A 15,719-nucleotide genomic window follows, 5' to 3' on the forward strand; every position below is an offset into this window, starting at 1 on the left:
TATGGCATTACTGGACTTTTTTCTCTCACGAAAGAAAAGCACCGCCAACATCGCGAAAGAGCGACTGCAAATCATTGTCGCGGAACGCCGCCGTAGCGATGCGGAACCGCACTACCTGCCGCAGCTGCGCAAGGACATTCTGGAAGTGATTTGTAAGTACGTGCAGATCGACCCGGAAATGGTCACCGTGCAGCTGGAGCAAAAGGACGGGGATATCTCGATTCTGGAGCTCAACGTGACCCTGCCGGAAGCGGAAGAATCACGTTAGGTTTGTGCGTCCTGTAGAACGCCGGGCGGCATTGCGCTTGCCCGGCCTACAACATCCACGCTTACTGCGGATACTCTTCCAGCAAGGCCTTCAGACGATCGGCCATCAATTCCCCACGCCAGCCTGAAATTAACTCCGGCTGTCCATTTGGCGTTTTGAGCTTCCAGTGTACGTTCAGCAACTGGTTGATCTGACGACGTGACGCCAGCAGTTCGGCGCTGATTTTGCTCTCGGTGGCCACTTCCTGTACCAGCGCTTTAATCGCCTTAAACGCTTTACGATAGCCCGGCATATCCATCAGATTCAGCAGCGGTTCTGGCAGTTCATCTTCCGGTAACGCCTGGGCTTTAGCCACCAGCGCCAGCAAGGTTTTGCCGTGGAAGCGGATCTCGGAGCCTGACAAACCGATGCTGTCCAGTTCACCCAGGCTTGAAGGCATGTAACGCGCCACGCCCCACAGATGCTCCTCACGGACCACGAAATTCACCGCCAGATCGCGCTCCCGCGCCTTACGCAGACGCCAGTCGGCAAGCAACTGCAGGCAGGCCAACTGACGGGTACGCAGCTGCCAGGCGTTGCTGATGTCGCGCCAGGCGTCTTTTGGGTCGGTAATCTCCTTACGACGCTGCTGGGTCATACGGCACTCATCCAGTGCCGCAGGTAACCAACCAGAGGCCTCGGCCTCCTGCATCAGCTGGCCGGCAATCGGCAGCAGATAGAACACATCCGCCGCCGCGTAGTCGAGCTGACGCACGGTCAGCGGGCGCGCCAGCCAGTCGGTGCGGGATTCGCTCTTGTCGATAACCAGTCCCGTATACTCTTCGACCATAGCGGCAAAGCCCCAGGACAGCGGACGACCGGCAAACGCCGCCAGGATCTGGGTGTCGATCAGCGGCTGCGGCATGATGCCGAAGGTATTAAGGAAAACTTCCAGATCTTCACTTCCGGCATGCAGGAATTTGGTGATAGCCGTATTCAGCAGCAGCGCACGCATCGGTTCCCAGTCGGTGATGCCCAGCGGATCGATCAGCGACACATGTTTGCCGTCGTACAGTTGGATCAGTCCCAGTTGCGGATAATAGGTGCGGGTACGAACAAATTCGGTATCCAGAGCGATGGCAGGTGCGTCGCGAGTGACATCGCACAGGGAAGCCAGCTCGTCATTGGTGGTGATCATCTGGTAGTTCAAATCATTTTCTCTTTAGTTTGCACCCATAAAAAAACGCCGGCGTAGCCAGCGTTCTGGAGTGACTAGCACGAAGCTCAGCCTTTATTGTCCACTTTGGCACGCGCTTCGTCACGTAATTCTCGTCGTAATATCTTCCCGACGTTGGATTTGGGCAGTTCATCGCGAAACTCCACCAGCTTCGGTACTTTATAGCCGGTCAGCTGGCGACGGCAGAAGGTGACCAGCGCCTCTTCGGTCAGTGCCGGATCTTTCTTCACGACAAAGATTTTCACCGTTTCGCCACTGCTGCCCGCAGGCACGCCCACTGCCGCCACTTCCTGCACGCCAGTATGCTGCATCACCACGTCTTCAATTTCATTAGGATAGACGTTAAATCCGGAGACCAGGATCATATCTTTCTTACGATCGACAATGCGCAGGAAACCTTCGTCATCCATCACCGCAATGTCGCCGGTATACAGCCAGCCGTCTTTGATGATTTCATCGGTGGCATCCGGGCGCTGCCAGTAGCCCAGCATCACCTGCGGCCCCTTCACACACAGCTCGCCGGGTTCGCCATGGGGCACTTCGTTACCCTCGTCATCCACCAGCTTCGCTTCGGTGGAAGGCACCGGCAGGCCGATGCTGCCACTGTGGTAGTCGATATCATGCGGGTTGACGCTCACCAGCGGAGCACATTCGGTCAGGCCGTAGCCTTCAAGCAGATACTGACCGGTCAGCTTCACCCAACGATCGGCGACCGCCTGCTGAACCGGCATTCCGCCGCCAGCGGAAAGGTGCAGCGTCGAGAAGTCCAACTGCTGAAACTCTTTGTTGTTAAGCAGGGCGTTAAACAGCGTGTTGACCCCGGTCATGGCGGTAAACGGATATTTTGCTAGCTCTTTCACCAGCCCCGGAATATCACGCGGGTTGGTGATCAGCACGTTTTGCCCGCCAAGCTCGATAAACAGCAGGCAGTTCATGGTCAGGGCAAAAATGTGATACAGCGGCAGCGCGGTGATCACCAACTCTTTGCCGCGATGCAGCAGCGGGCCGTAAGTGGCATTGACCTGCTCGAGGTTGGCCAGCATGTTACGGTGGGTCAGCATCGCCCCTTTCGCCACACCTGTCGTGCCGCCGGTATATTGCAGGAACGCCAGATCCTGCGGCACCACTTCCGGCTTCACGTACTGCATCCGGTAGCCATTGTGCAGCGCGCGGCGGAAGGAGATGGCATCCGGCAGGTGGTATTTTGGCACCAGCCGTTTAACGTACTTGACGACGAAGTTGACCAGCGTCCCTTTGGCGGTAGAAAGTTGGTCGCCCATGCGCGTCAGAATGACGTGTTTCACCTGGGTATTGTTAACCACTTTTTCCAGCGTGTGGGCAAAGTTCGAGACAATCACAATGGCCGCCGCACCGCTGTCGTTGAGCTGATGCTCCAGTTCGCGCGGGGTATACAGCGGGTTGACGTTAACCACGATCATGCCCGCACGCAGGATGCCGAACAGCGCGACCGGATACTGCAGCAGGTTAGGCATCATTAATGCCACCCGGTCACCTTTTTGCAGACCCAAACCTTGTTGCAGATAGGCCGCAAAAGCCCGACTACGCTCTTCCAGCTTGCGGAAGGTCATCACCTCGCCCATGTTCACAAAGGCGGGCTGATCGGCGTAACGCGCGACGGAGTGTTCAAACAGTTCAACCAGGGATTGATAACGGTCAGGGTTTATCTCAGCGGGGACATCCGCAGGATAACGGTTAAGCCAAACCTTCTTCACTACTTCACCTCTGAAATGCGTGTTCGTCGTCATCACAACCCCGGTTAATATACAAGTCGTTAACATAATATTAACTCAGCGTACCAGTTTAAAAATTGTCCGGATTTAAGGTTGCGAAGCGCGTCACTATTTATTTTTGTTATAACCGTCGAAAATGCGAAACAGCGGACGCGCCGCTGTTTCGTTTTCATTAATAACAACAGGTTATTCGGTGACTATGGTCCGAACCTCGGCGGGTCCGCCGTATCCTGCCCAGCCGCCATAACCACCGTAGCCGCCATAGCGCCATGGATGCGGTCCCCAATACCAGGGATCAATCGGCTGCGGCGGCATCATGACCTGCTGCGTCACGCGCCAGCGTTTGTAACCGTTGGCCTGCATGGTCATAAATTTATACGGCGTGTTGCCAATTTTGCCCTGCACTGCGCCGGTGATCGGGCCGACAACGGTAACCAAATGCCCGCGGAAATCCACCGGGTCGAGGAAACCGTTCAGATCGGCATAGATCCGCCCGCGTGAGGCTTCACCCAGTACCGGTCGCGCACCGCTATCCAGCGGGACGGTGGCAATTTCCAGACGCGTTTTACCCTGCTGGTTTTCCACCCCAACCACTTTACCGCCGAAGCGCGCTTCCTGGCCGACGTACAGCTCCGGTGCGTTCATCACCCGAACCAGATCCTGCTGCGGCGTTGGGCTGCTGCCCTGGATCGCATCAGGAACCGAAACACACCCGCTCAGGGCCAGGGTTAATGCCCCCACCGCCAGCAGGCGAACTACGCTTTGTTGAACCGCCATATGCGACTCCTTTTCTCAGATTCTATTACTGAGATTCACGCCCGGCCCGGAAGTTTCTTCCACGCTACGGTGTTTCGCAAATAAACCGGCTCGGCGTTCTCGACCGCGACGGTTTGCCCGGCTGCCAGCAGCTGACAGGCAATCGGCAGCATATCTTCTGCGGCAGGCAGTAACATCTTGCCATCGACCAGCGTCAAACCGCTGTCGTTGGCCATCTCTGGCCATGCCACCCAGCCGGTTCCCACCGTCGCCCATTCGCCTGAAAGGTGCTTCATGCGCTCGCCAGCCGCGTCAGGTGTCAGCACTGCTTCGCTCGCTTCGCCGTGCCAGACGCCCTGCTCATCGCGGGTGTACTCAGCCCAGTAGACTTCGCCCATTCGCGCGTCAATGGCTGCCAGCACGCGGGTTGCCCCGGTGCTGCGCCACGCGCCCTGCGCCATGGTAACCAGCGTCGAAACGCCAATCATCGGCAGTTCAGCGCCCAGCGCCAGCCCCTGCGCAATGCCAATACCAATGCGCACGCCGGTAAAGCTACCGGGGCCACGGCCATAGGCCAGAGCATCAAGGTTTTGCAGGGAGGAGTTGCCTTCGGTGAGGATCATCTTCACCAAAGGCAGGATACGTTGGGTATGTTCCCGGGCGCACTCTTCGAAATGAGCACAAATAGCACCGTCGTTCCACAGGGCAACAGAGCAGGCCTCTGTGGCGGTATCAATAGCCAGAATTCGCATTCGTTGTCGCGCTCTCGCAAGGGTCAGTCACAAAATGGCGCATATTTTAGCACACCCCAGGGCAAATTACTCCGTCCGGGTCGCCGCAAGGAAGCGCACGGCGCGATCGATGTCGCGGGTACGTGGCGCAGGCGGCAGGCTGGCGATAAAAGTCGCACCGTAAGGGCGCATCACCAGCCGGTTGTCGCAGATCACCAGCACCCCGCGATCGTCCACGTCACGAATCAGACGTCCAACACCCTGCTTGAGGGTGATGACGGCATCCGGGAGTTGCACTTCGTCGAACGGATCGCCCCCGCGCAGACGGCAATCTTCCATTCGCGCCTTCAGCAGCGGATCATCCGGCGAGGTGAAGGGCAGTTTATCGATGATCACCAGCGACAGCGCATCGCCGCGCACGTCCACCCCTTCCCAGAAGCTGCTGGTCGCCACCAGCAGAGCATTGCCCGCGCTGACAAACTGCTGGAGCAGCTGGCCTTTGCTGGTTTCACCCTGCAGCAGCACTGGCAGGGTCATGGTCGCACGAAATTGTTCGGCCAGATCGCGCATCATGGCGTGCGAGGTGCACAACATAAAGCAGCGGCCATTGTTGGCTTCGATAAGCGGTTTTAGCATTGCGGCCAGGTGACGGGCCGCCCCCGGCTGATTGGGCAGCGGCAGGTTGCGCGGTACGCACAGCAGCGCCTGGGTGGCGTAATCAAACGGGCTGGGCAGCAGCAACGATTCCGCCTGCTCGATACCCAGCCGCTCCGTAAAGTGATGCAGATCGTCGTTTACCGACAGCGTCGCCGAGGTAAAAATCCAGCTACCCGGTTTTTGTGCCATCACCTCTTTGAACTTATCGGCCACGGTCAGCGGCGTCAGGGCGAGGGTGAAATGGCGGGAGTTGCATTCGTACCAATAGCTGTAGCCCGGCTGGTTAAACTCTTTTAAGCGTTTCAGGCGCGTGCGATATAGCGTGGCGCGTTCAAAGGCAGCGTCCAGCAAGGCCGAGCGGCCCAGCGACAGCCTGGCCACGTCGTAACAGAGCTCCAGCGCGTCGTCGAGTAACAGCAGCGCACGCTGGATATGCTTGTCGGCCAGCAGCTCACGCAGATTGCCGCGATAGCCCGGGTCGCCGAGCTGCATGCGAAAATCCTGCGTACTTTGCGCCAGACGGTCGGCGCACTTTTGCAGTTGCTGGGTATCTTTCAGTTCGGTGCGATACGCAATAGTGAAATCTTTGGCCAGGTCCAGCAGCTGGCGGCTGGAGAGCGACTGACCGAAATACTGGCTGGCGATATCGGGGAGCTGATGGGCTTCATCGAAGATTAAGACGTCGGCCTCGGGAATTAACTCACCAAAACCGCTCTCTTTGACCACCATATCGGCCAGAAACAGGTGATGGTTGACCACCACCACGTCGGCGTCCATCGCCGTTTTACGCGCTTTGACCACGAAACAGTCTTTGTACAGCGGGCAGTCGCTGCCCAGACAGTTGTCGTTGGTGCTGGTGACCAGCGGCCAGACGGGGGCATCTTCGGCCACGCTGGCGCAGGTGCTGATATCGCCGTCGAGGGTCTGGTTGGCCCAGCTGCGCAGAATAATGACGTCGCTGAGGGTTTGTACCGGCAGGTCGCCGCCCGCCAGCGCCTGCTGATCAAGGCGTTCGAGACACAGGTAGTTGGAGCGCCCTTTCAGCAGCGCCAGACGGCCTTTGTACTTGAGGGCCTTTGCCACCGTCGGCAGGTCGCGACTGTAGAGCTGATCCTGCAGGGCTTTCGATCCCGTGGAGATGATCACTTTCTTTTTAGCGCGCAGCGCAGGCGCCAGATAGGCGTAGGTTTTACCGGTACCGGTACCCGCTTCCACCACCAGCGGTTGGCCGCTGTTGATGGCTTTGGCGACCGCGTGCGCCATCTGACGCTGCGGCTCGCGCGGCTTAAAACCGGGAATTGCCTGCGCTAATTGCCCATCTGCTAAGAAATCGTCTGCCACTCTGCCCCCTGTATTTTTGCACAGGGGATTATGTCAGGCCACTCGCCCTGGCGCCAGTCGAGAGTGACGCGGGCAAAACAATATGGCAGTCTTGGCCGCTGAAATTTACAAAAACGAGGAATCGTAAATGACAATTGTGCGCATTGATGCTGAAGCCCGCTGGTCCGATGTGGTTATCCACAATCAGACCCTGTACTACACCGGCGTACCGGCGAATCTGGACGCTGACGCGTGTGAGCAGACCGCCAACACCCTGGCACAGATTGACGCAGTGCTGGAGAAACAGGGCAGCGACAAATCCCGCATTCTGGATGCGACGATATTTCTGGCGAATAAAGACGATTTCGCGGCGATGAACAAAGCGTGGGATGCGTGGGTGGTGGCAGGTCACGCGCCTGTACGCTGCACGGTACAGGCGACGCTGATGAAACCGCAGTATAAGGTTGAGATTAAGATTATCGCCGCGGTATAAGGCGCGTTACTCTTCTTCTTCATCCTCAAAACGCGCCACAATCCGTTCACCGGTGTGGGTGGCGCGTAACTCAGCTGCGACCTTAGTAATGGCCTCCCCGCTGCTCATCCCATTGGACATCAGCTCCTGAATGCGCTCGACGGCCTTTTGTTGCTGCTCATGGCTCAGTGAAGGTAAACCTGCAAACATCGTCAACTCCTGCTAAATTATCAACGCTAATTATTTCACGCTGCCCGGTAGTATGCCACCGATGAACCCGTTATCCCCCACTGTTTTGACATTACCGTGGCGCCCCGACGCCGCAGAATTCTGGTTTGCGCCGATAAGCCATCTGCCGTGGGCGATGCTGCTGCATTCTGGCCATGCAGATCACCCCTACAGCCGCTTTGATATCCTGGTGGCTGAGCCGCGCACCACGCTGGTGACGCACGGTGCGCAGACGCTCATCAATGACGTCGCCTCCGACGCCTGTCCGCTGACGTTACTGCAGCAGGCTATTGACGCGATAGGCCAGCCCGTCACACCTAATCCCGATCTGCCCTTCCAGGGTGGGGCACTCGGTTTATTCGGTTACGATCTCGGACGCCGCTTCGAACAGCTGCCGGAACAGGCTGCGCACGATATCACCCTGGCCGATATGGCCGTGGGCTTGTACGACTGGGCGCTGATCGTCGATCACCACAAACAGCAGGTGTCGCTGGTCTGTCATGGCGATGCGGCGGCCCGGCTGGCGTGGTTGGAATCCCGCCGCTCGCCTGAGAATGTCCCCGCATTCCGGCTGACCTCCGGCTGGCAGGCCAATATGACCGAGGCCGAGTACCGGCAGAAATTCGATCAGGTGCAGGCTTTTCTGCACAGCGGCGACTGTTACCAGGTTAACCTCGCTCAGCGTTTTCAGGCCCGCTACGAAGGCGATGAGTGGCAGGCGTTTACCCTTCTGAATGCCAATAATCGTGCGCCGTTCAGCGCCTTTTTGCGCCTTGATGAAGGGGCGATCCTGAGCCTGTCGCCGGAACGCTTTATTCATCTGGCGGAAGGCACTATCCAGACTCGCCCCATTAAAGGCACCCTGCCGCGGCTGGCGGATGCTGAGGCCGACCGCCAGCAGGCACAAAAACTGGCCGCCTCGCCAAAAGATCGCGCCGAAAATCTGATGATTGTCGATCTGATGCGTAACGATATTGGCCGGGTGGCGGAACCCGGCAGCGTGCGGGTGCCGGAACTGTTCGTCGTGGAGCCCTTCCCCGCCGTGCACCATCTGGTGAGCACCATCACCGCCCGATTGCCGCCCACGCGTACCGCCTGCGATCTGCTGCGCGCCGCCTTTCCCGGCGGATCGATTACCGGCGCGCCTAAAGTGCGGGCGATGGCGATCATTGACGAACTGGAACCGCACCGGCGGAATGCCTGGTGCGGCAGCATCGGCTACCTCAGCCTGTGCGGCGGCATGGATACCAGCATTACCATTCGCACGCTGACCGCGTTTAACGGAGAGCTTTACTGCTCAGCGGGTGGTGGGATTGTCGCCGACAGCCAGGCCGCGGCGGAGTACCAGGAAACGTTTGATAAAGTGAACCGCATTTTGCAGCAACTGGAGTCTTAACCAATGGATACCCGCAACCTGACCCTCGACGATTTTTTATCGCGTTTTCAGCTGTTACGCCCGCAGGTTAATAAATCCTCGCTGAACCAGCGCCAGGCCGCGGTGTTGATCCCAGTCGTGCGTCGGGAGCAGCCAGGACTGCTGCTTACCCGCCGCTCGTCGCAGATGCGTAAACACGCTGGTCAGGTGGCGTTTCCCGGCGGAGCGGTGGACAGCACCGATGCCTCGTTAATTGCCGCCGCACTGCGCGAGGCGCAGGAGGAAGTCGCGATCCCACCGGAGAAAGTCGAGGTGATTGGCGTGCTGCCCCCGGTGGACAGCGTCACCGGCTTTCAGGTGACGCCGGTGGTCGGCATTATCCCCCCGGATTTGCACTACCACGCCAGCGTGGACGAAGTGGAATCGGTGTTTGAAATGCCGCTGATCGAAGCCCTGCGTTTGAGCCGTTATCATCCGCTGGATATTCAACGTCGTGGGCACGAACATCGGGTCTGGCTTTCGTGGTATCAGCATTATTTTGTCTGGGGCATGACGGCCGGAATTATTCGTGAGCTGGCGCTACAGATCGGCCTGAAACCTTGACTATACTTTACATTCGTACTTTTTTTACGCCTTTGCGATCGCCCTCTCGCTATTAGTTATTCCGGCCTTAGCCATTAGTTAAATTCATGTGAATAGTTGAGCTGACGGCCGGTATCCCTCATACACTATGCGCAGTTATTACATCGTTACTGGAAACCCGGTAACCCTGTCAGGAGTGTTAAAGTGATTAGTATATTCGACATGTTCAAAGTGGGTATTGGCCCCTCTTCTTCCCACACTGTAGGGCCGATGAAGGCCGGTAAACAGTTCGTCGATGACCTGGTCGAAAAAGGATTACTGGATAGCGTTACCCGCGTGGCCGTGGATGTGTACGGCTCGCTCTCTTTAACGGGTAAAGGCCACCACACCGATATCGCCATTATTATGGGTCTGGCTGGCAATATGCCGGCCACCGTAGATATTGACGCCATTCCGGCGTTTATTCGCGACGTGGAAACACGTGGCCGTCTGCTGCTGGCGAACGGCCAGCATGAAGTCGATTTCCCGCACGATGACGGGATGCGTTTTCGCAGCGACAACCTCTCGCTGCACGAAAACGGTATGCAGATCCATGCCTTCAACGGCGAGAAAGTGGTCTATAGCAAAACCTATTACTCTATCGGCGGTGGTTTTATCGTCGACGAGGAGCATTTCGGCAACGATGCTGCCAGCGATGTCAACGTGCCGTATCCGTTCAAATCAGCGAAAGAGATGCTCGATTACTGCAACGAGACCGGCATGTCGCTCTCCGGCATGGTGATGCAGAACGAACTGGCGCTGCACAGCAAGCAAGAGATTGAAGACTATTTCGCCGATATCTGGAAAACCATGCGGGCCTGTATCGATCGCGGCATGAATACCGAAGGCGTGTTGCCGGGTCCATTGCGCGTACCGCGTCGTGCCTCGGCGCTGCGTCGCATGCTGGTGACCACCGATAAATACTCCAACGATCCAATGAACGTGGTGGACTGGGTCAACATGTTTGCCCTGGCAGTGAACGAAGAGAACGCCGCCGGCGGACGTGTCGTCACCGCCCCAACTAACGGTGCTTGCGGGATCGTGCCAGCCGTGCTGGCCTATTACGACCACTTTATCGAACCGGTTACCCCGGAAAGTTACATTCGTTACTTCCTCGCCTCCGGTGCAGTGGGTGTGCTGTACAAGATGAACGCTTCGATTTCCGGTGCGGAAGTGGGTTGTCAGGGTGAAGTTGGCGTGGCCTGTTCGATGGCGGCTGCAGGCCTGGCAGAACTGCTGGGCGCAAGCCCTGAGCAGGTGTGCGTGGCGGCAGAGATCGGCATGGAACATAACCTCGGTCTGACCTGCGACCCGGTTGCCGGTCAGGTGCAGGTGCCCTGCATCGAACGTAACGCCATCGCCTCGGTAAAAGCGATTAACGCCACCCGCATGGCGATGCGCCGTACCAGCGAGCCGCGCGTATCGCTGGATAAGGTTATCGAAACCATGTACGAAACCGGCAAGGACATGAACGCCAAATACCGCGAAACCTCCCGCGGCGGCCTGGCTATTAAGGTGCAGTGCGACTAACCCTCACGCTTTCGCGGTGGGTTTCGTTTCTCATACTCCCTACGCCCATCTGATACAGATGGGCGAAATTGCCCCCCTTTTCTCGTTAGCCGAAAAATTGCCCACTACACTACCTCTGTTGCCATGGGCATATGCACCCGTGGCTTTTGGGATGGCCGTGGCATGCAAACAGCGCAGACGATCATTAAAAATTATCGCCGCAAGCGTATCATCGTCTGTGCGTCGCTTTCACTTCTCACCCTGCTCACCACGCTGGGTTGCAGTTTTATTTCACAGCGCAATTTAAATCAGCAAACCACCGCCACCTTCGTCAATCACGCCGTCGAAACGCTGGAAAAAATCCTCTTGCCGATTCAGGCCGGGCGGGCCATCGTCGAGCCGTTGCTCGGCAGGCCCTGCCTGGAGGTCAATTTTCTCCTGCGCAAGCAGGCCGCATCCCTGCAATCCGTTCGCTCTATTGGCCTGATCCAGAAGGGTATTCTTTATTGCTCCAGCACCTTTGGCCGCCGTGATATTCCCATTCGCCAGTTTCTGCCCCAGTTGCCCTCCGCCGAGCCGCTGCTGCTGCTGACCACCGACCAGGCGCTGCTGACCGGTAGCCCGGTTCTGATCCAGTGGTATCCGGCACCCGGTAAAAGTGATGACGGCATCATACAGATTGTGAATATCGATTTGATTGCCCGGATGCTGCTGGAGCCGCTGCTACCGATAATCAGTGACGTCAGGCTAAGCGTAGGCGGTAAGCATCTCAGCTATTTCAGCCAGCTCTCAGATACGCTGGAGTTTGACAATCATGACCGTATCTTTCAGCAAACCTCGAAAAAATTCCCTTTCACGATAACCGTCAGCGGCCCTGGCTCAAGCGCGCTGGCGCTGGAATACCTGCCGAAGCAACTTCCGCTGGCCGTGATCTTTAGCATGCTGGTTGGCTATATCGCCTGGCTTGCGACCGCCAGCCGCATGAGCTTTACCTGGGAAATCAACATGGGGCTGGCCGCGGGGGAATTTGAGCTGTTTTGCCAGCCGCTGGTGAATGCGCAAACCCAGCGCTGCGTGGGGGTGGAGATCCTGCTGCGCTGGAACAATCCGCGCCAGGGATGGATTTCGCCAGAAATTTTTATTCCGCTGGCCGAAGAGCATAACCTGATCGTCCCGCTAACCCGCTTTGTGCTGATTGAAACCGTGCGCCACCTTGCCATGTTCCCCACCGCACGGGATTTTCATATCGGCATCAACGTGGCAGCCAGCCATTTTCGCGACGGCGTGCTGTTGCAGGATCTGAATCGTGTCTGGTTCAGCGCGAAACCCACCCAGCAGTTGATGGTTGAACTGACAGAACGCGACTCGCTGCTGGAGGTGGATTATCTCATCGTCGACGAGTTGCACCGCAAGGGTGTGAAGCTGGCAATTGATGATTTTGGCACGGGCACCAACTCGCTCTCCTGGCTGGAAAAACTCAACCCGGAAGTGCTGAAAATCGACAAGTCGTTTACCGCTGCTATCGGGACTGATGCGGTGAACTCAACGGTGACGGACATTATTATTGCGCTGGGTCAGCGGCTGAATATCGAACTGGTGGCTGAGGGGGTTGAGACAAAGGATCAGGCGAGTCATCTTCGCCGTCACGGGGTCAATATTTTGCAGGGGTTCTTGTATGCAGAGCCGATGCCACTGCGCCATTTCCCGAAGTGGCTGGCGGAGAACACGCCTCCGCCAGCCTCACATCATCAGCCGATAATGCAGTTTATACCGTAGTGCCGGCCTGATTACTCTTCATCGTCATGGGCGGATTGCTCTTTAACAATGCGCACCAGATCAACACGGTAATCATTGGCAGTGACGATGGTGATCTTCAGCGGCGGTAATTCAAGCACATCGCCGCTGCGCGGGATCTGGCCGTTGATGGCAATCACTAGCCCTGCAACCGTGGCGATATCGTCATCGTGGTTGGTCAGGTGCTCCAGGCCCAGCGTCTGCTGCAACGCGTGAATATCGGTTGAACCTTTAACTAACCAGCCGCCATCGTCATTGATAATTTCCGGCGTTTCGTCAGCATCCGGGAACTCACCGGCAATGGCTTCCAGCACGTCCAGCGGCGTAACGAGGCCTTGTACCACACCAAACTCGTTGGTCACGATAACAAAGCTGCCTCGGGCACGGCGCAGCACGCCAAGCAGATTGATCGGGTCGAGCGTTTCCGGCACCACGATTGCCGGCGTTGCGGCAGCAATGGATTCGACGTCGCCGCCCTCTTCCAGCGCCACCAGCATCTCTTTCGCACGCACCACACCGATCACTTCGTCCAGCTCACCGCGACATACCGGGAACAGGCTGTGCGGTGACGAGAGCAACTGCTGGCGAATTTCTGCCACGCTGAGGCTGGCATCGACCCAACTGATTTCACCGCGCGGTGTCATGATGCCGCGCAGGGAGCGCGAGGCCAGCGACAGTACGCCGTTAATCATATAACGCTCTTCTTCGACAAACGCGCCTTCCGGCACCGGCACAGGGATATGGTTTTCGCTATCCTGCTGCACCTGAGCCTGACGGCGACCGCCCATCAGACGCAAAATCGCATCGGCGGTACGGGCACGCAGCGGCTGATTCGACTGCTGGCGAATAAAGTTGCGGCTGGCAATCTGGTTAAACATCTCAATAAGGATGGAGAAACCAATAGCAGCGTACAGATAGCCTTTAGGAATATGGAAACCGAAACCTTCTGCGACCAGGCTCAGACCGATCATCAGCAGGAAGCTCAGACAGAGCACAACCACCGTCGGGTGCTGGTTAACGAATCGCGTCAGCGGTTTCGAGGCCAGCAGCATCACCGCCATCGCAATAATGACCGCAGCCATCATCACCGGCAGGTGGCTCACCATCCCCACCGCAGTGATCACCGCGTCGAGGGAGAACACCGCATCCAGCACCACAATCTGCATCACTACTACCCAGAAGCTGGCGTAGCCTTTACCGTGTCCACCGTCATGCTGACGGTTTTCGAGTCGCTCATGGAGTTCTGTTGTGGCCTTGAACAGCAGGAATAGCCCCCCCACCAGCATAATCAGGTCGCGCCCTGAGAAGGTAAAGTTGAAGGCGGTAAACAGCGGCTGCGTGAGCGTGACCATCCACGAGATCACCGACAGCAGCGCAAGACGCATGATCAGTGCCAGCGACAGGCCGATCAGTCGGGCTTTATCACGCTGTTTTGGCGGCAGTTTGTCCGCAAGGATAGCGATAAAGACGAGGTTATCGATGCCGAGTACGATCTCCAGCACGACCAGCGTGAGTAGCCCCACCCAGATCTGCGGGTCCATTAATAATTCCATGACAAGCTCCTGCTAAAGGAATGACTAAACGGCGCCGCTGAAAATTCGGGCGAAGCGTTAAAAGACGTAGAAAGTGAGTGGCGTGAATCGCCGATAAGGCTGGCCAGAGCTGGCCGGATTAATGACTGGCGTCGGTGACGGTCCATACAGTGGGCTACTGCCCTATACTCCTGACAATGAAATGGAGGGTAAACATATCAGAGACATGTGCTTATTGGCAAAGATTTACTTTCCTTTGCAAACAGATGTTTCAGCATTTTTTTGCGCACAGAATTATCTTATAGGCTTAGGCTAAATTACGGATCTTCATCACATAAATTATTTTTTCACTGTCTAAAATAAATCGCGTACGTCTTAGTTAATTAGACTCTAACCCTTATCTGAATCGATTCGCTGTTTCGAAGATGAATTCTGATGCCCTCGTCACACAGGTGCATAAACGATAATAAAAGGAGGTAGCAAGTGACCATTGCTATTGTAATAGGCACACATGGCTGGGCCGCAGAGCAGTTACTTAAAACCGCAGAAATGTTGTTAGGCGAGCAGGAAAACGTCGGCTGGATCGATTTCGTTCCCGGTGAAAACGCCGAGACGCTGATTGAGAAATATACGGCCCAACTCGAAAAACTGGATACCGGCAGTGGCGTGCTGTTCCTCGTCGATACCTGGGGTGGCAGTCCGTTCAACGCCGCCAGCCGTATTGTTGTCGATAAAGAACAGCACGAAGTCGTGGCTGGGGTAAATATCCCGATGTTGGTTGAAACGCTGATGGCGCGTGATGACAACCCGAGCTTTGACGAACTGGTGGCATTAGCCGTCGAAACCGGTCGCGAAGGCGTGAAAGCGCTAAAAGCAAAACCGGTCGAGAAAGCCGCACCGGTTGCCGCCCCTGTGGCCGCTAAAGCTGCAGCGCCCCTCAAGCCCATGGGCCCGAACGATTACATGCAGATTGGCCTTGCACGAATCGATGACCGCCTGATCCATGGCCAGGTAGCAACACGCTGGACCAAAGAGACCAACGTACAGCGCATTATTGTTGTCAGCGACGAAGTTGCCGCCGATACGGTGCGTAAAACCCTTCTGACTCAGGTCGCTCCTCCAGGCGTAACCGCGCACGTGGTGGATGTCGCCAAAATGATCCGCGTCTATAACAACCCGAAATATGCAGGCGAGCGCATCATGCTCCTGTTTACCAACCCAACGGACGTCGAACGCGTTGTCGAAGGCGGCGTTAACATTACTTCCGTCAACATTGGGGGTATGGCGTTCCGGCAGGGCAAAACCCAGGTGAACAACGCGATTTCAGTCGATCAGAATGATATCGAAGCATTTAAAAAACTGAATGCCCGCGGTATTGAACTGGAAGCCCGTAAGGTTTCCACCGATCAGAAACTGAAAATGATGGATTTAATCAGCAAAGTTGGGAACTAACCCTGCGCTGATTTTCACATAAAGCTTAAGTTATAGG

The 15,719-nt window shown here is 56.7% G+C and carries 15 protein-coding genes; 7 read left to right on the top strand and 8 right to left on the bottom strand.

The window, feature by feature from the left end; all coding sequences use genetic code 11:
- Position 1: 1 nt before the first annotated feature.
- The gene (minE, locus tag M8013_RS14040) at positions 2–268 is read left to right on the top strand and encodes a cell division topological specificity factor MinE (protein WP_003859937.1); all 267 of its coding nucleotides are present in this window, start codon (positions 2–4) and stop codon (positions 266–268) included.
- 61 nt (positions 269–329) lie between these two features.
- On the opposite strand, the gene rnd is transcribed toward minE, so the two are convergent.
- From rnd to M8013_RS14065, 5 genes are all read right to left on the bottom strand, one after another.
- Positions 330–1,457, bottom strand: a complete 1,128-nt coding sequence (gene rnd, locus M8013_RS14045) for a ribonuclease D (protein WP_271268421.1) — start codon at positions 1,455–1,457, stop codon at positions 330–332.
- A 74-nt stretch (positions 1,458–1,531) separates the two neighbouring features.
- Positions 1,532–3,217 carry a long-chain-fatty-acid--CoA ligase FadD gene (gene fadD / locus M8013_RS14050; RefSeq protein WP_271268422.1) on the bottom strand — a complete coding sequence of 562 codons (1,686 nt, stop codon included), beginning with the start codon at positions 3,215–3,217 and terminating at the stop codon, positions 1,532–1,534.
- Positions 3,218–3,421: 204 nt separating this feature from the next.
- On the bottom strand, positions 3,422–4,012 hold the full coding sequence (locus M8013_RS14055) for a Slp family lipoprotein (RefSeq protein WP_271268423.1): 591 nt from the start codon (positions 4,010–4,012) through the stop codon (positions 3,422–3,424).
- A 35-nt stretch (positions 4,013–4,047) separates the two neighbouring features.
- The gene (tsaB, locus tag M8013_RS14060) at positions 4,048–4,743 is read right to left on the bottom strand and encodes a tRNA (adenosine(37)-N6)-threonylcarbamoyltransferase complex dimerization subunit type 1 TsaB (RefSeq protein WP_271268424.1); all 696 of its coding nucleotides are present in this window, start codon (positions 4,741–4,743) and stop codon (positions 4,048–4,050) included.
- A gap of 66 nt (positions 4,744–4,809) precedes the next feature.
- Positions 4,810–6,720 carry a DNA repair helicase YoaA gene (locus M8013_RS14065; RefSeq protein WP_271268425.1) on the bottom strand — a complete coding sequence of 637 codons (1,911 nt, stop codon included), beginning with the start codon at positions 6,718–6,720 and terminating at the stop codon, positions 4,810–4,812.
- A gap of 127 nt (positions 6,721–6,847) precedes the next feature.
- On the opposite strand from M8013_RS14065, the gene M8013_RS14070 reads away from it, so the two are divergent.
- Positions 6,848–7,192, top strand: coding sequence for a RidA family protein (locus M8013_RS14070; protein ID WP_271268426.1), 345 nt, complete (start codon positions 6,848–6,850; stop codon positions 7,190–7,192).
- 6 nt (positions 7,193–7,198) lie between these two features.
- Here M8013_RS14070 and M8013_RS14075 read toward each other — a convergent pair whose 3' ends face one another.
- On the bottom strand, positions 7,199–7,381 hold the full coding sequence (locus M8013_RS14075; RefSeq protein WP_271268427.1) for a YoaH family protein: 183 nt from the start codon (positions 7,379–7,381) through the stop codon (positions 7,199–7,201).
- A gap of 61 nt (positions 7,382–7,442) precedes the next feature.
- Between M8013_RS14075 and pabB the strand changes: the two genes are divergently transcribed.
- The 4 genes from pabB (at position 7,443) to M8013_RS14095 (ending at position 12,680) form a co-directional block, all read left to right on the top strand.
- Complete coding sequence (gene pabB / locus M8013_RS14080; protein WP_271268428.1) at positions 7,443–8,795, top strand: aminodeoxychorismate synthase component 1; 1,353 nt, start codon at positions 7,443–7,445, stop codon at positions 8,793–8,795.
- A 3-nt stretch (positions 8,796–8,798) separates the two neighbouring features.
- Positions 8,799–9,377: a CoA pyrophosphatase gene (locus M8013_RS14085; protein WP_271268429.1), complete on the top strand. Its 579-nt coding sequence runs from the start codon at positions 8,799–8,801 to the stop codon at positions 9,375–9,377.
- A 183-nt stretch (positions 9,378–9,560) separates the two neighbouring features.
- On the top strand, positions 9,561–10,925 hold the full coding sequence (sdaA, locus tag M8013_RS14090) for an L-serine ammonia-lyase (protein WP_271268430.1): 1,365 nt from the start codon (positions 9,561–9,563) through the stop codon (positions 10,923–10,925).
- 162 nt (positions 10,926–11,087) lie between these two features.
- Positions 11,088–12,680 carry an EAL domain-containing protein gene (locus M8013_RS14095; protein WP_271268431.1) on the top strand — a complete coding sequence of 531 codons (1,593 nt, stop codon included), beginning with the start codon at positions 11,088–11,090 and terminating at the stop codon, positions 12,678–12,680.
- 11 nt (positions 12,681–12,691) lie between these two features.
- Here M8013_RS14095 and yoaE read toward each other — a convergent pair whose 3' ends face one another.
- Both yoaE and M8013_RS23620 read right to left on the bottom strand, forming a co-directional pair.
- Positions 12,692–14,251: a CNNM family cation transport protein YoaE gene (gene yoaE / locus M8013_RS14100; RefSeq protein ID WP_271268432.1), complete on the bottom strand. Its 1,560-nt coding sequence runs from the start codon at positions 14,249–14,251 to the stop codon at positions 12,692–12,694.
- The gene (locus M8013_RS23620) at positions 14,239–14,397 is read right to left on the bottom strand and encodes a protein YoaL (protein WP_418939539.1); all 159 of its coding nucleotides are present in this window, start codon (positions 14,395–14,397) and stop codon (positions 14,239–14,241) included. The genes yoaE and M8013_RS23620 overlap by 13 nt, the downstream gene beginning before the upstream one ends.
- A 316-nt stretch (positions 14,398–14,713) precedes the next feature.
- On the opposite strand from M8013_RS23620, the gene manX reads away from it, so the two are divergent.
- Entirely contained in the window at positions 14,714–15,682 is a 969-nt protein-coding gene (manX, locus tag M8013_RS14105; protein WP_271268433.1) for a PTS mannose transporter subunit IIAB, read from the top strand.
- The last annotated feature ends 37 nt before the right edge of the window (positions 15,683–15,719 follow it).

It is taken from the genome of Silvania confinis (genome assembly GCF_025564085.1).
GTDB classification, from domain to species: domain Bacteria; phylum Pseudomonadota; class Gammaproteobacteria; order Enterobacterales; family Enterobacteriaceae; genus Enterobacter; species Enterobacter confinis.

Excerpts from the sequence above, each read along its gene's own strand:
- yoaE (WP_271268432.1), bottom strand. The coding sequence starts at position 14,251 with ATGGAATTATTAATGGACCCGCAGATCTGGGTGGGGCTACTCACGCTG.
- M8013_RS23620 (WP_418939539.1), bottom strand. The coding sequence starts at position 14,397 with ATGGACCGTCACCGACGCCAGTCATTAATCCGGCCAGCTCTGGCCAGC.
- M8013_RS14070 (WP_271268426.1), top strand. The coding sequence starts at position 6,848 with ATGACAATTGTGCGCATTGATGCTGAAGCCCGCTGGTCCGATGTGGTT.
- M8013_RS14055 (WP_271268423.1), bottom strand. The coding sequence starts at position 4,012 with ATGGCGGTTCAACAAAGCGTAGTTCGCCTGCTGGCGGTGGGGGCATTA.
- M8013_RS14095 (WP_271268431.1), top strand. The coding sequence starts at position 11,088 with ATGCAAACAGCGCAGACGATCATTAAAAATTATCGCCGCAAGCGTATC.
- pabB (WP_271268428.1), top strand. The coding sequence starts at position 7,443 with ATGAACCCGTTATCCCCCACTGTTTTGACATTACCGTGGCGCCCCGAC.
- tsaB (WP_271268424.1), bottom strand. The coding sequence starts at position 4,743 with ATGCGAATTCTGGCTATTGATACCGCCACAGAGGCCTGCTCTGTTGCC.
- M8013_RS14085 (WP_271268429.1), top strand. The coding sequence starts at position 8,799 with ATGGATACCCGCAACCTGACCCTCGACGATTTTTTATCGCGTTTTCAG.
- minE (WP_003859937.1), top strand. The coding sequence starts at position 2 with ATGGCATTACTGGACTTTTTTCTCTCACGAAAGAAAAGCACCGCCAAC.
- M8013_RS14075 (WP_271268427.1), bottom strand. The coding sequence starts at position 7,381 with ATGTTTGCAGGTTTACCTTCACTGAGCCATGAGCAGCAACAAAAGGCC.